This is a genomic window from Pseudomonas eucalypticola, assembly GCF_013374995.1.
GTDB classification, from domain to species: Bacteria; Pseudomonadota; Gammaproteobacteria; order Pseudomonadales; family Pseudomonadaceae; genus Aquipseudomonas; species Aquipseudomonas eucalypticola.
The window spans coordinates 2,729,393-2,743,407 of sequence record NZ_CP056030.1 but is presented as its reverse complement, the minus strand read 5'-3'; the positions used below and the strand labels follow the sequence as shown (position 1 = coordinate 2,743,407).

Below are 14,015 nucleotides of genomic sequence, written 5' to 3'. Positions count from 1 at the left end.
CGACACTACAACATCGCCTGGCGCCTGGTAACCTTGGTGCAATCCCCAGCCAGGAGCTCCGATGAACATCCTATCGCCCCGGCTTGCAATCGCATCAAGGCCACCGGATGCATGTCTTGGGTTTTCCTGCGCCCATGAAATCGAGCGCCGTCCGCACGGCGCTTCCCGGGCAAGCCCGGTCCCACATCTGTTTCGGGCCAGTTATGCCTGTAAGATCACCTGGTCCGCCTTGTTTGTTCACTACAGATCTTTGAAGGCACCACCAACTTCCCCAGGATTCCGTGAGGAACCCTTTTTTCGTGCAGCTCTTAGCGTGGTGTCAGCTGATCGCCGCGTCCACCAACACCTGAGCCTCCGCCACCAGACGCTGCAAATGCGCCTCGTCGACAAAGCTTTCGGCGTAGATCTTGTAGATGTCCTCGGTACCCGAAGGCCGCGCGGCGAACCAGCCGTTGGCGGTCATCACTTTCAAGCCACCAATGGCCTGGTTGTTGCCCGGGGCGTGGCTGAGGATCTGTTCGATGGGTTCACCGGCCAACGCCGTGGACTTGACCTGCTCGGGTGACAGCTTGCCCAGCAGCGCTTTCTGCTGCGGGTTGGCCTTGGCTTCGACGCGCGTGGCGAAGGGCTCGCCCAGGTCGCGGGTCAGCTCCTGGTAGGCCAGGCCTGGGTTGCGGCCGGTGCGGGCGGTGATTTCCGCGGCCAGCAGCGACGGAATCAGGCCGTCCTTGTCAGTGGCCCAGACACTGCCATCGCGGCGCAGGAACGAGGCGCCAGCACTTTCCTCCCCCCCGAAGCCCAGGGAACCGTCGAACAGGCCATCGGCGAAATACTTGAAGCCTACTGGCACTTCGTACAGGCGGCGACCCAGGCGCGCGGTCACGCGGTCGATCAGGCCGCTGCTGACCACGGTCTTGCCCACGGCGGCATCGGCGCGCCAGTTCGGGCGGTTCTGGAACAGGTAGTCGATGGCCACGGCCAGGTAGTTGTTCGGTGCCAGCAGGCCACCGTTGGGGGTGACGATGCCGTGGCGGTCATGGTCGGGGTCGCAGGCGAAGGCGACGTCGAAACGGTCCTTGAGGCCAATCAGGCCCTGCATGGCATAGGGCGAGGACGGGTCCATGCGGATCTGGCCGTCCCAGTCCACGCACATGAAACGAAACGTCGGGTCGACATGGGTGTTGACCACGTCCAGGTTCAGCGCGTAATGCTCGGCGATGGCCGACCAGTAGTTGACCCCAGCGCCGCCCAGCGGGTCCACGCCCAGGCGCAGGCCGGCGTTGCGGATGGCGTCCAGGTCGATGACATTGCCCAGGTCGGCCACGTAGGTGTTGAGGTAATCGTGGCGGTGGGTGGTGCCGGCCTTCAGCGCCTGGTCATGGCTGATGCGCTTGACGCCCTTGAGGTGGTCGGCCAGCAGCTCGTTGGCTTTGGCCTCGATCCACTTGGTCACGTGGCTGTCGGCGGGACCGCCATTGGGTGGGTTGTACTTGAAGCCACCGCTTTGAGGCGGGTTGTGGGACGGCGTGATGACGATACCGTCCGCCAAGCCCTGGGTACGGCCGCGGTTGTAGCACAGGATGGCGTGGGACACGGCTGGCGTGGGGGTGTATTCATCGTTGTGCGAGATCATCACCTGCACGCCGTTGGCGGCCAGTACCTCCAGGGCACTGGCGGCGGCGGGGGTCGACAGCGCATGGGTGTCGGCCCCCAGGTACAGCGGGCCATCGATGCCCTGGGCCTGGCGGTACAGGCAGATCGCCTGGCTGATGGCCAGGACGTGCCATTCGTTGAAGCTTGCATCGAACGAACTGCCCCGGTGCCCGGACGTACCGAAGGCCACGCGTTGGGTGGCTTCGCTGGCGTCGGGCTGGACGGTGTAGTAGGCGGTCACCAGTCGCGGAATATCGACCAGCACGTTCGCTGGAGCCGGCTTACCCGCCAATGGACTGAGCTTCATGCATAACCTCTGAAAAGGAAAATCGTGGACACTAAAGGGTCAGTTTACTGGCAGTTTGACCACAGCGCGACGGCTTCGATCCCGATAGCAGGAAAATTGACGCGCAGGCCCGATGCGCAAGGTCTCAGACCGCCCACCACCGCGGCAACAGGGCCTTCACGCGGCCCTCACTGAACCGATCATCGATCAGCACCACCACGCCTCGGTCCTGCTGCCCGCGGATCACCCGGCCCGCGGCCTGCACCACCTTGTGCAGGCCTGGGTACAGGTAGGTGTAGTCGTAGCCGGCACCAAACACCTCGGCCATCCGCACCTTGAGCTGTTCGTTGACCGGGTTGAACTGGGCCAGGCCCAGGGTGGCGATGAACGCGCCGATCAGGCGTCTGCCCGGCAGGTCGATACCTTCCCCAAACGCGCCTCCCAGCACGGCGAAGCCCACCCCCCGACTGTGGTCGCTGAACTGCCCGAGGAAATCCCGGCGCTGAGCTTCGTCCATCTTGCGCCCTTGCAGCCACAACGGCACGTCGGGGTACTGGGCGGCCATGACCTCGGCCACCTGTTGCAGGTAATCGAAACTGCTGAAAAACGCCAGGTAATTGCCCGGCTGACGGGCGAACTGCTCGGCGATCAACGCGGCGATGGGCGCCAGGGACGCGCGCCGATGGGTGAAGCGGGTGGAAATGCTGTCGACGATGCGCACGTCCAACTGCGCGGCACTGAAGGGCGACTGCACGTCGATCCACGCGCAGTCCGCCGGCAGGCCCAGCAGGTCGGCGAAGTAGTGCTGGGGGCTGAGGGTCGCCGAGAACAGCACGGCGCTGCGGGCCGCTTTCAGGCGGGGGCCACTGAGGGGTGCCGGTACCACATTGCGCAGGTTCAGCCGGGCCTGGCGTTTGCGCCCTGCCCCTTCGCGCTGCTGGATATCGAACACGTAGTGCTCGCCGTACAGTTCGGCCACGCGGCTGAATTGCAGGGCGTCGAAATAGAAATCGAGCCAGGCGCGGTCCAGCCCGGTGGGTTGTTCATTGAACAGCTCACCCAACGCACTGACGCAACGCAGCAAGGCCTGGACGAAGCGGTCCGGCAGGTGCGCATACGCTTGGTAGGGGCCCACCTGGTCCTTGTACAGCGCGTTCCATTCCCGGTTGAGCTTCTGCAATGGGCTTTTCAGCAAGGCCGGGGGATCGCGGCGCAACACGCCCAGGTGGTACTGGTCGAGGCTGGCGCTGTACATGCCGCGGGTGCGCTCCACCAGGTTGTGCGCCTCATCGGCCAGCAATGCCAGGCGCCACTGATTGGCCTGGGCCAGGCCGAACAGCAAGGCGTTCAGGTCGAAGTAATAGTTGTAGTCGCCGATGACCACGTCCGCCCAGCGGGCCAGCTCCTGGCTCAGGTAGTACGGGCACACCTGGTGGGCCAGGGCCACCTCGCGGACCGCCTGCTGGTCTTGCAGGCGCAGTTGCACGGCCGCGGCCCGGGCGGCCGGCAAACGGTCGTAAAAACCCTTGGCCAAGGGGCACGAGTCGCCGTGACAGGCCTTGTCCGGGTATTCGCACGCCTTGTCCCGGGCCACCAGTTCCAGGCTGCGCAAGGGCAGGTCCGGGGCACTGGCGCAGACCTGTCGCAAGGCTTCCAGCGCCAACTGTCGGCCGGGGGTCTTGGCAGTGAGGAACAGCACTTTGTCCAACTGCTGGGGCACCATCGCCTTGAGCATCGGAAACAGCGTGCCCAGGGTTTTACCGATGCCGGTGGTGGCCTGGGCCATCAGGCAGCGCCCGGTGCTGACGGCCTTGTAGACCGTTTCCGCCAGGTCGCGCTGGCCCAGGCGGAATTCGCCGTGGGGAAACTTCAGCGCCACCAGACCCTGGTCGCGCACGGCGGCGCGCTGCATTTGCGCCTCGGCCCAGGTCAGGAACAGCGCACATTGCTGATGGAAGAAAGCTTCCAGGTCGCTGGCCTGCCACGGCTCCTCGATCACGGTCTGGCGGTCGCTGTCGACGTCCAGGTACACCAGCGCCAGGTTGAGTTGGTCCAGGCCATCGCGCTGGCACAGCAACCAGCCATAGACCCGCGCTTGAGCCCAGTGCAGTTGGCGATGGTTGGCGGGTTGGCGTTCCAGGTCACCGCGGTGGGTCTTGATTTCCTCCAGGCGGTTGCGCACCGGGTCGTAGCCATCGGCGCGGCCGCGCACCAGCAGGGTTTTGTAGCACCCCTCAAGGGCCACTTCGCTCTGGTAACCGGCGCCGCGCCCGGCCGTGACTCGGCGGTGCCCGGCCATGCCTTCCTGGGCGGTGGGCGACGGGGTGAAGCGCAGGTCCAGGTCACCGACCTTGGCGGTGAACTCGCACAACGCGCGCACCGCCACGCGGTAACTCACGAGGGCGCCCACTGCACGTAGCAGACCTGCACCGGCATCGAGTGGCGCGCGCAGAACTCTAGCCAGCGCAGCTGGTTGTCCTGCAGGCGATCGCCGGGCCCTTTGACCTCGATCATCTGGTAGCGCCGCTCCCGGGGCCAGAACTGGATCAGGTCGGGCATGCCCGCGCGGTTCGCGGCGATGTCCTGCAGCAAGCGTTCGAAACAATGGTGCAGGTGCTCGGCGGGCAAGCAATGCAAAGCCAACTCCAGCAAGGGTTCACTGAGGGCCTGCCAGTGCACGAAGGGCGACTGCAGGCCCCATTTTTCCCGGTAACAGGCACGGATGCTGTCTTGATAGCGGCCGTCGTGCAATTGCGCGAGGCATGCCTGGAACTGCTCGGCACGGCGCTGGCGAAAGTCGGCCTGGTGAAGGTCGGCCGGCCCGCTCTGAAAAGGGTGGAAAAACGCGCCGGGCACTGCGGCGAAAACAGCCGGCCAGCACAGCAGGCCAAACAGCGAGTTCATCAGGCTGTTTTCCACGTAATGCACCGGCGCCTCTGCCTGGTCCAGGTGCAAGGCCACGCGCAGCTCGACGCTCACGCCAGGCTCCGGGGCCAGCGCAAGTTGCCATTCGTTGACCACTGGTTTCTTCGCCCTGGGTTGCGCCGGCAACCCCAGTTTGCGCCGCAGCCGGGGCAGCATGCGCGGCAGTTGCTGGGCTTCGGCGGCGCTTTCCGGCGCCTGCGCCGCGGTCTCGGCCAAGGCCAGGGCCGCCGGGTACTGTTCGCTGCGCTCCAGCACGCGAATGCGCCGGGCGCGTGCGCCCGGGTACCTGCATTGGCCATATATGCCCAAGGCTTCCTGCCACAGGCCCTGGCGTTCACATTGTTGGCCTATGGCAAACAGCAGCCGCTCGCGGCGCCCCACCAGCCAGGGGTTGGTGCTTGCCAGTCCCCCCAGTTGCTGGAGCAGCGGCGCCAGTTCGCTGCCCTCCTCCAGCGCCTGCCGGCAGGCCTGCAGGGCTACGCAGAAATCGATGTCGGCCCGGCTTTGCAGGCCGCGGGAGGCTGGGTGCAATTCCACCTGTTCGTAGCGGTAGACCCCAAGGTCGGCCAGCACGAACTCCGACCAGTCCTGGCGCAGGTTGCCGAAGAACAGCAAGCGCAAGCGATCACACAACGGGCGTACCGGCAGGGAATAGACCCCGTCGTCCAGATCAGGGCACCAGTGCGCGAACGGCTGCGGTTCAGGCGCGCTTTCCTGCCACAAGGCGAGCAATTGGTCCTTGCGCAGTGCCGCGCGCCCCTTGAACAGGGCAAGCAATTCGGCTTTCTGCAGCACGTCGAACAACTGCGCCAGGCTCAAGGGCATCTGGCTGTCCACCCAGCCATGGGCGAGCAGCGGCACCACGGCCTGGGCGGCCGGGCCGATCTCGGCATAGTTGAGCTTGCTGGCCCGGTACAGCGGGCCCTTGCGCATCACCATGCGCACCAGCAGGGCCTGGGACTCGCGCGGCACCGCCGCGAAGCCATTGATGAACCGGACTTCGTCGGCGTCCAGCACATCGGCATAGCGCTGCGTCAGCCAGTCCAGCACACGCTGGAAGTTGATCAGGTAATAAAACGGGTCGTCCAGGTTGCTGGGGGTCACGGTGTTCTACGCACAGGCCTTGGTGAAAAGGCACTGGTTATACATACAGACCCGGGCACTTGGCAAAGACTTTTGGACCGGTGGCGGCTCAGGCGGCGTCAAGCCTCGACGCAGGGTACCTGAGACACGACCCGAGGTTCGCTACGGGGCTCGGTGTACCTGCTCGGGACGGTCGGTCGCCACTGCCAGCTTCTGGTGCTCTTCGGCCAGCGCGTTGGCCAGGGCAGTGAGCAAGGTGCCATGGTTGACCTCGGCCAGGCCCTGCACGCCGATGCGCAAGTACCGCTCATGGGAGCCCTGCGTGCTGAACAGCGGGCCAGGCTCGATCAGCAGCCCCTGCGCCAACAGCCGCTCGAACACCTTGCGCATGTCCAGTGGATAACGGCTGCGCAGCCACAGGCCGGTGCCGCCCACCGGGTGGTAAGCCAGCAGGTAACGCCCCAGGCGGCTACGCACTTGGCGGTCCAGGCGCCACAATTGATGCTGCAGGCGCATGCGCAGCGCCGGCAGTTGCTCATCCAGCACGCCGTGTTCAAGCAGGCGTGCCACGGCTTTCTGCCGCAGTGGCGGCAAGCGCATGGCGCGCCGCTGGAAGGCTTCGGCCAATGCCTTGGCTGCGCCCGCGGCCACCAGGTAGGCAAACGAGGCCTCGGTTCCCAGCCACGGCTCCAGGGAGCCAAGGATCAGCACCCGCTGGCTCGACAGCCGTTCACGCAAGGGCCGCGCCGCACTGAAGCACAGTTCGCCCTGCACATCATTCTCCAGCAAGTGCACATCATGGCGGTTCAACAGGTTGGCCAGCGCCTGCAGGTCCTCCTCGGGCATGCACTGGCCCTGCACCGCGCCGAATACCGCGTCCAGCACCAGCAGGCGCACGCCCCCGGCGTTCAACCGTTCCCGCAGGGCTGGCAGGTCGAGCCGCCCGGTATCACCCAGCGGCACCTCGATCAGGTTGGCGCCCGCCAGTTGCAACGCCTGCAAGATCAGCGGGCAGCCCGGCGTCGCCACCAGCACGGTCTGCCCGGAGAGCTTCAAGGCCTCGAAGGTGATGTCCAGCACCGCCCGCAGGTCACTGCCCAGGTACACGTGGTCAGCGTACCAGTGGTGGGCGCCATCGTGGGTATAACGGGCGGCCAAGGCCCGCCGCAGCTCGGGGTCACCGCAGGGATTCCAGGCGGGCGCGGGCAAGGAAGTGTACTGGCGTTGCACCTGGCGTTCGAACCGCAACAAGGGGCCGTCGAGCGCCAGCAAGGGCGCCAGGCTGCCGGACTGCCGACGTTGCCCGGCCTGCAGGCGCTGCAGCAGGTTGCTGCCATCGGGCGCCAGCCCCTGGCGCGCCGGGGGGCGGGCGTAATAGCCGGACTTGGCCAAGGCATACACGCGCCCTTCGCGCTCCAGCAGGGTGTAGCTGTACTGAATGGTCGACACCGATACACCCAGGCGGCTGGCCAGGGCGCGCAACGACGGCAGCTTGAAAGGTACTTCCGGCTCCCCCTCCTCGATCAGCGCTGACAGGTAGCGGTAGACCGCCTGGTAGGCAAACCCGGTTTTAGACTTGATGGTCATGCTCAACGCCCACACACCCGTTCTGTTCTGGAGTGCCCCGTGGCCGGGTCCAGCACCTGGATGCTGGCGCTATCCGGGTCACTGGCGACCACCCGCGCGATAAGGCTCTGCGGCCCAGGCCCCAGGCTCGGACGCTGCCCGTAGAGGCGCCGCAGCGCCTGGATCGGCAGGCCGCTGACGGCTGTCAGCCAGCGAACCTGCTCCACCTGCCCTCGCCCCGGTGCAGATCCCCCAGCCAACACACCCGTTCCGGATGGCGGCTGCGCAGGAAAGTGGCCAGGCCCTTGCCGGCATCGACGAAGGGGCTGAACAACAGGCACACCAGCTGGGGCTCATCGACCTGGTAGTTGGCCAGCGCATGGGCCTGGGCCAAGGCGCGGCGCTCCTGGGACTTGTACGGGTCGTCGTAGGCCGACAGCATCAGGTCCACCAGGTGCGCGGGCATGCCCTTGCGCATCATCAACTGCCGGGCCGCGCGCAAGTACTCCTCGACGCCCTCGGCATAGCTGCGCTGCTGCAACTGCTCGGCGCGCAACCCGCGCAGGTGCGCCATCAGCAGCGGGTTGGCGCACGCCGTCTCGCTGAACCCCAGGGCCAGGGCAGAGAAACGAAAACCCAGGAAATCCACCAGCAGCCGCCAATGCTGTTCCGGCGCCACCGCCAGCAGGTCATGCATGGGCAGTACCTGCACCGGGGGTTTGCTGCGGGGCAAACGCCGCATCGCGAGCTTGTCACCGTAGAGGTGCCGGTAGTAGGCGTCGCTCAATTCGCCGATGACCTCAAGGGCCGCCTCGCCGCCTTCACCGCCAGGCCGCCGCACCAGCCCGGCCGTGCGCGCTACCCGCAGTCCCCAGGCCAGGTATCGACGCTGGCGGGCCGGCGATTCGACGCAGGCCATGGCATGCACCCCACCCTCCCAGGCCAGCGCGCGCCGGTAGAAATCCGCGCGCCCCAGGTAACAGCCATGACACAGACTGGCACGGCCGTCACCGCCGCTGAGGTGACCATTGACCAACAGGTCGGTGCGGTTGCGCGCCCGCGTGGCGGGGGACAGAGGCGCCAGGGGGTCATAGGCCATGACCTGCTGGTCATCGACCACCAGCAGTTCCACCCGCGGGTCATCGTGCAACGACAACGCCGCGTACCCGCGTTCGATGTTGTCCATCACCGCCTGGTCCATGCCCGAATGCCGATAGGTCGCCACCCGCAGCTCGAAGGTCCCGGGGTTGCGCACGGCCAGGCTCAGCTGGGCTGCCCTTAACAAGGCCAGGCACTGACCACTGTTGCTACCCCCCCCATGGGCCAGCAGCACCTTGAAACGCGCCAGGCGATCGAAACCGCCCGCGGCGACGCCGATACGCTGCACCAGCAACAATAACGCCGCGCGTTGGGCATGGGTGAAATGCGCCAGCAACTTGTCCAGTACTTGCTGGTAGATGCCTTGCATGGCCTGAAGATGAATAAGGCTGACGGTTTGACTGGCCACTGCTGAATACCCTGAGGGTGATGTTTTATAATCCTAAGAACATTCCTACAACTTCCTACGCACAATTAACCCGCGCAGGCCATGACCCAGCCCTGCGGCGCGCGCGGGCTCAAGCCCGGGCTTCGCGGGCAGGCACACTGGAAATTGAAAGGCATGTCTCAGTCCCTGAGCTGATTCGAGCGCAAATGGTAGTCAGGGGGCAAAGAGAAATAACAGCAACAGATAGTTGGCGAAAACCAGTACAGTTGAAACATACCCTTATTCAGGCGAACGAAAACCCCCGCGCTAGAGGGCGCGCGCGGCAAGACTGCCTTAATATGTGGGAAAATTCGCGGGAAGTTTGGGAATTTTCGGCCTTAGAATTACGACGAATTTAGACCCCGAGCAGTTAGAAAACGGTAACGCCGTAGCCCGGGGGACCGAGCTTCGCCCGGTCCCGCAGCGCCGGTCTAGCCGACCTGCAACGCGATCCGCCCGCCGCAAGGGCACTCATCCATCAACCGATGCGCTTCCACGAATTGCTCGAACGGAAACACCCGGGTGATCTGCGGCACCAGTACCCGGTCGGCGGTGAACTGGTTGATCTCGCGCAACGCCCGCTGCAACGCCGCCTGGTCCTGGCTGATGCCCAGCTCCGGCTTGCCAGTGAAGTTACCCAGGCAGTGCACATAGAACTGGATGTTCTTCTGAAACGCCGCGCAGGCCGGGAACGGCGTCTGGTTGCCGCCCTGCAGGCCATACAGGATCAGGCTGCCACGCGGCGCCAGCACGTCCCCCAGAATCGACATCTGCGGACCGCCCAGGCCGTCGAGCACCATGTCCACGCCGCGGCCGTCGGTGTACTTGTTGATGGCCATGAGCAGGTCCTGCTCCTCGGTGACGATCACCTTGGCAGCCCCCAGCGACAACAGGTATTCGCGCTCCTGTGGCGACTTGGTGGCCGCCACCACGTTCAACCCCAGCGCCTTGCCCAGTTGCACGAAGGAAGGCCCGGCGCAGTGGCTGGCGTCGGTGACCAGGGCCACCTGCCCCGGTTTGGCCCGGGCCAGCTCCGTGTAGGCGAACGAGGCGATCAGGTACGGCGTGTAGTGCACCGCCGCCTCGACCGGCGTCAGCACATCGGGGTAGCGGGTCAGCGCCAGTGCCGGCAGCACGATGCTCTCCCCGTACACCGGGTATTCATTGGGGCTTTCGGCCGGGAAGCTGGCGACCCTGTCACCGACGGCAAAGGCGTCGACGCCGTCACCGACGGCCGTGACGACGCCGGCCATTTCATGGCCGAGCCCGGCGGGCAGGCGGGCATGGGACGGCGCCAGGTTCTGACGCCAGAGCACGTCATACCAGCTGATGCCGATCGCCTCGACACGCACCTGCACATCGCCCGGGCCGGGCAAGGCGGCCGCATGCTCTTCGCACTTGAGCACTTCGGCCGGGCCAAACTTGTGAAAACGGATGGTGCGGGACATCGCAAACCTCGCCTTTTGAACCTCTAATGCCATGAACTTTATCCGGGCTTTGGCCGTTAGACCACCCGTGGCCATTAATAGTCGACATGCCTGTGATTGATTGCGCGATGAGTGGCGCCCAAGGCAAAACTGAATTTACCGGTGCAGATTAACAGCCTTTGCCCGTAAGATTCACCCATGAACCATTTGTCACCTTTGCCGTGAAGCGAACCCGATGAATCGAAACGACCTGCGCCGCGTCGACCTCAACCTGCTGATCGTCTTCGAAACGCTGATGCACGAACGCAGCGTGACCCGCGCCGCAGAGAAGCTGTTCCTCGGCCAGCCCGCCATCAGCGCAGCCCTGTCGCGCCTGCGCAGCCTGTTCGACGACCCGCTGTTCGTGCGCACAGGGCGCAGCATGGAGCCCTCGGCCCGTGCCGTGGAGATCTTCGCGCTGCTGTCCCCTGCCCTGGACTCCATCTCCACGGCCGTCAGCCGCGCCTCGGAATTCGACCCCGCCACCAGCACCGCGGTGTTTCGCATCGGCCTTTCGGACGATGTCGAGTTCGCCCTGCTGCCGCAACTGCTCAAGCGCCTGCGCGCCGAAGCTCCAGGCATCGTGCTGGTCATCCGGCGGGTCAACTACATCCTTGCCCCACCCCTGCTGGCGTCTGGGGAAATCTCCATCGCGGTCAGCTACACGAACGACCTGCCCGCCAACGCCAAGCGCAAGATACTGCGCCGCAGCCGGCCGAAGCTGCTGCGCGCCGACACCATGCCCGGGCCCATCAGCCTCGACGACTTCTGCGCCCGCCCCCATGCCCTGGTGTCATTCGCGGGCGACCTGAGCGGGTTCATCGACACCGAACTGGAAAAGCTCGAACGCAAGCGCCATGTGGTACTGGCGGTGCCGCAGTTCAATGGCTTGAGCACGTTGCTGGCGGGCACCGACATCGTCGCCACGGTGCCGGACTACACGGCCGAGGCCCTGACGGCGGCAGGTGGTGTGCGGGCGGAGGATTTGCCGTTGGAGATGCCCGGGTTCGAGCTGCACATGGCGTGGCGTGGCGCGCAGGACAATGACCCGGGGGAGCGGTGGTTGCGGTCGCGGATACAGATGTTTTTTGGCGACCCCGACAGCCTGTGACCAAGCTCCACTGACTTCCATTCCGCGCATGCGTGATTACGAACTGGTGAGGTGCAAGACCGGTACCGCCAACCTGGGCTTCCACTATGGCAAGAAGTGGCTCAAGGGCGCGATCACCGACCACGATGTCACGCTGCTCACCTGTGGTGAGTCATTGCGGTGGTACTGGATGAACGACATCGAGGTCAGCCATATCTACGTCCCCCAGGCCATGATGGCCAGGGTCGCGGGCGATGTGTTCGAGCAAGACCTCGACAACCGGCAGATCGATCATTGCCCTATCGTCACCGCTCGGCCCCTGTCGGCGCTGATGGCAGCCGCTTGCAGGAATACGTCGACGCCCACTTGGCCTGCCCACTGTCGATCAAGAGCCTGGCCATGCTGGTCGACCTCAGCCCTTAGCACTTTGTCCGGGTGTTTGGCAAAACCTTCGGCCTTCCCCCTCATTAGTACGTCCAGGCACGGCGCATCAAACGCGCCGAATGGCTACTGACGAATGTGCGCGACGTACCGCTGAAAGTGGTGGCCAGCGAATGTGGCTTTTCGGACCAGAGCCACATGAGCCGGCTGTTCAAGGAAAAGCTGGAGATGACGCCGCTGCAATTCAGGCAGGCCAGGTCGTGCCCCGGCGACCCTTGCTTCGGCACCGCCTGAGCCTTGCACGCTTACGCCGAGCGTCTAGCCGCCACCTTCGCAGCCCGAGGTTCGCGGGCCAAGGCGTGGATATCGCGGCCACTGGGGCTCTGGAAGATGGTCAGGTCAAAGTAGCTGGCTACCGCGAACACGTATTCGAAGATCGAAGCCTGCACTTCCTCGTAGTCCACCCAGTCCGTGCTTTGGCTGAAGCAATAGATCTCGATCGGCAAACCGTTGGCCGTGGGTGCCAGTTGCCTCACCACCAGGTACATGTTCTGGTTGATGTCGGTCCTGGCTTTCAAATGCGCAACCAGATGCCGCCGGAACAACCCCAGGTTGGTCACGCCATCGAACATGAGCTGTTTGAGACTTTGCGCGGCCAGCATGGCTTCGATCTCGTGATGCAGGCTGTCCTTGACGTAAATCACCGACTCGATGGACTCCAGCAACGGCCGATCGAAAAACGCGATGCTGGACTGATCGACGTAGAAACTGCGCATGATGCGACGGCCCTCGGAACTGAACATGGGCTGCCAATTAGTGTAACTGTCCGTGATAAAGGTCTTGGTCGGCACCCGTGAAACAATGAAGTACGACAGCATGCTCAGCAGCACAGCAACGCCGAACAGGCCGGTGACGTAGCCCAGGTAATTGTCACGGGAAAGCTCAACAAGCCACATAACGCCCCTTTCGGTGGGTGGTGATGGAAACCCGCCTATTTGAGCATCAATGACGCGAATGATTGTTGCACACGGCGCAATGCGACCTTACCTGAATTGTTTTGGCAGCTCTGTGTCGCACACCATGTGACCTATTTCTTTGATGACACAGGAGTATTGACATGGCTCGCTCAGCCGACAGTGACGAAAACATCCGTTCGACGGTCGCGATTGAATACCCCGATTTCTCGACGTTGCCGGACGAGGTAAGGGAACAATTCGAATCCTTGCCCACCAAGGTCAACGGGCGCTGCAGGTCACGGACAACGCCGAGCGGGTGCACAACTTCGGCTTGCCCAGCACCGTACCGGTGACCATAGAGCAGATGATTGCGCACGGTGCAGCGGTAGTTCGAGGCGCACAGCGAAGCCTGGTCATCATCGACCTCCCCTTCGGCAGCTATGAGGCCAGCCCGGAGCAGGCGTTTCACGCTTCGGCACGCCTCCTCAAAGAGACTGGGGCCGCAGCGGTCAAGCTCGAAGCCGGTGCCGAGTTGGCGGAGACGGTGTCGTTCCTGACCAAACGTGGCATCCCGGTGATGGCTCACGTCGGCCTGACTCCGCAATCGGTAAACACCTTGGGAAGCTACGGCGCCCGCGGCAGAACACCAGAGGAGCACCACCAGATCGTTGCCGATGCCCAGGCGCTGGCCGATGCGCAAGCTGTGGCCATTGCCGTGACCCAGGCGGTGCAATGCCCGGTGGTAGGCATTGGCGCCTCGGCCAAGTGTGACGGTCAGGTGCTCGTGGTCGATGACATGCTGGGCATGTTTGAACGCACCGCCAGGTTCGTGAAGCAGTTTGATTTATTGGGGCAGCGCATTGATGGCGTGGTGGCCGCCTATGCCGATGGAGTACGTTCGAGGGCGTTCCCGGGTCCGGAAAATATCTATGCACCCGTGGACAAGCGCTGTGAGTGATTGAATGCAATACCCTTCAAGGGTATCGCACCAATGTCGCGCCTAGTCACGACCTGGAACGACAGAGGGTCCTCTACCAGGAATTCATTCCGAGTCGAAGTGCCAGTGCATGATAAGCACCTGTCA

Annotated in this window: 13 protein-coding genes; 4 read left to right on the top strand and 9 right to left on the bottom strand. The window is 64.3% G+C overall.

Annotation, left to right across the window (positions count from 1 at the left end):
- Window positions 1-319: 319 nt before the first annotated feature.
- From pgm to HWQ56_RS12345, 7 genes are all read right to left on the bottom strand, one after another.
- Window positions 320-1,960: a phosphoglucomutase (alpha-D-glucose-1,6-bisphosphate-dependent) gene (pgm, locus tag HWQ56_RS12370; RefSeq protein ID WP_158157645.1), complete on the bottom strand. Its 1,641-nt coding sequence runs from the start codon at window positions 1,958-1,960 to the stop codon at window positions 320-322.
- Window positions 1,961-2,084: 124 nt separating this feature from the next.
- Window positions 2,085-4,337, bottom strand: coding sequence for an ATP-dependent DNA helicase (locus HWQ56_RS12365; protein ID WP_176570659.1), 2,253 nt, complete (start codon window positions 4,335-4,337; stop codon window positions 2,085-2,087).
- Complete coding sequence (locus HWQ56_RS12360; protein ID WP_176570658.1) at window positions 4,334-5,968, bottom strand: VRR-NUC domain-containing protein; 1,635 nt, start codon at window positions 5,966-5,968, stop codon at window positions 4,334-4,336. The genes HWQ56_RS12365 and HWQ56_RS12360 overlap by 4 nt, the downstream gene beginning before the upstream one ends.
- 141 nt (window positions 5,969-6,109) lie before the next feature.
- Window positions 6,110-7,534: an aminotransferase class I/II-fold pyridoxal phosphate-dependent enzyme gene (locus HWQ56_RS12355; RefSeq protein WP_158157648.1), complete on the bottom strand. Its 1,425-nt coding sequence runs from the start codon at window positions 7,532-7,534 to the stop codon at window positions 6,110-6,112.
- 2 nt (window positions 7,535-7,536) lie between these two features.
- Complete coding sequence (locus HWQ56_RS29080; RefSeq protein WP_245217852.1) at window positions 7,537-7,740, bottom strand: hypothetical protein; 204 nt, start codon at window positions 7,738-7,740, stop codon at window positions 7,537-7,539.
- Window positions 7,719-9,020 (bottom strand): hypothetical protein, encoded by a 1,302-nt coding sequence (locus tag HWQ56_RS12350; RefSeq protein WP_245217851.1) that lies wholly within the window; start codon window positions 9,018-9,020, stop codon window positions 7,719-7,721. Before HWQ56_RS12350 ends, HWQ56_RS29080 begins: the two co-directional genes overlap by 22 nt.
- A 449-nt stretch (window positions 9,021-9,469) precedes the next feature.
- Window positions 9,470-10,486 carry a zinc-dependent alcohol dehydrogenase family protein gene (locus HWQ56_RS12345; protein WP_158158582.1) on the bottom strand — a complete coding sequence of 339 codons (1,017 nt, stop codon included), beginning with the start codon at window positions 10,484-10,486 and terminating at the stop codon, window positions 9,470-9,472.
- Window positions 10,487-10,700: 214 nt separating this feature from the next.
- Between HWQ56_RS12345 and HWQ56_RS12340 the strand changes: the two genes are divergently transcribed.
- Window positions 10,701-11,615, top strand: a complete 915-nt coding sequence (locus HWQ56_RS12340) for a LysR family transcriptional regulator (RefSeq protein ID WP_245217850.1) — start codon at window positions 10,701-10,703, stop codon at window positions 11,613-11,615.
- 151 nt (window positions 11,616-11,766) lie between these two features.
- On the opposite strand, the gene HWQ56_RS29235 is transcribed toward HWQ56_RS12340, so the two are convergent.
- Window positions 11,767-11,889 (bottom strand): hypothetical protein, encoded by a 123-nt coding sequence (locus HWQ56_RS29235; RefSeq protein ID WP_280634426.1) that lies wholly within the window; start codon window positions 11,887-11,889, stop codon window positions 11,767-11,769.
- Between HWQ56_RS29235 and HWQ56_RS29230 the strand changes: the two genes are divergently transcribed.
- Window positions 11,889-12,017 carry a hypothetical protein gene (locus HWQ56_RS29230; RefSeq protein ID WP_280634425.1) on the top strand — a complete coding sequence of 43 codons (129 nt, stop codon included), beginning with the start codon at window positions 11,889-11,891 and terminating at the stop codon, window positions 12,015-12,017. The genes HWQ56_RS29235 and HWQ56_RS29230 overlap by 1 nt on opposite strands.
- Window positions 12,018-12,113: 96 nt before the next feature.
- Complete coding sequence (locus tag HWQ56_RS29075; RefSeq protein ID WP_245217849.1) at window positions 12,114-12,269, top strand: helix-turn-helix domain-containing protein; 156 nt, start codon at window positions 12,114-12,116, stop codon at window positions 12,267-12,269.
- An 11-nt stretch (window positions 12,270-12,280) separates the two neighbouring features.
- On the opposite strand, the gene HWQ56_RS12330 is transcribed toward HWQ56_RS29075, so the two are convergent.
- Window positions 12,281-12,931 (bottom strand): mechanosensitive ion channel domain-containing protein, encoded by a 651-nt coding sequence (locus tag HWQ56_RS12330; protein ID WP_176570657.1) that lies wholly within the window; start codon window positions 12,929-12,931, stop codon window positions 12,281-12,283.
- A gap of 316 nt (window positions 12,932-13,247) precedes the next feature.
- Here HWQ56_RS12330 and panB point away from each other — a divergent pair, with 316 nt between their 5' ends.
- On the top strand, window positions 13,248-13,889 hold the full coding sequence (gene panB / locus HWQ56_RS12325; protein WP_245217848.1) for a 3-methyl-2-oxobutanoate hydroxymethyltransferase: 642 nt from the start codon (window positions 13,248-13,250) through the stop codon (window positions 13,887-13,889).
- Window positions 13,890-14,015: the final 126 nt, after the last annotated feature.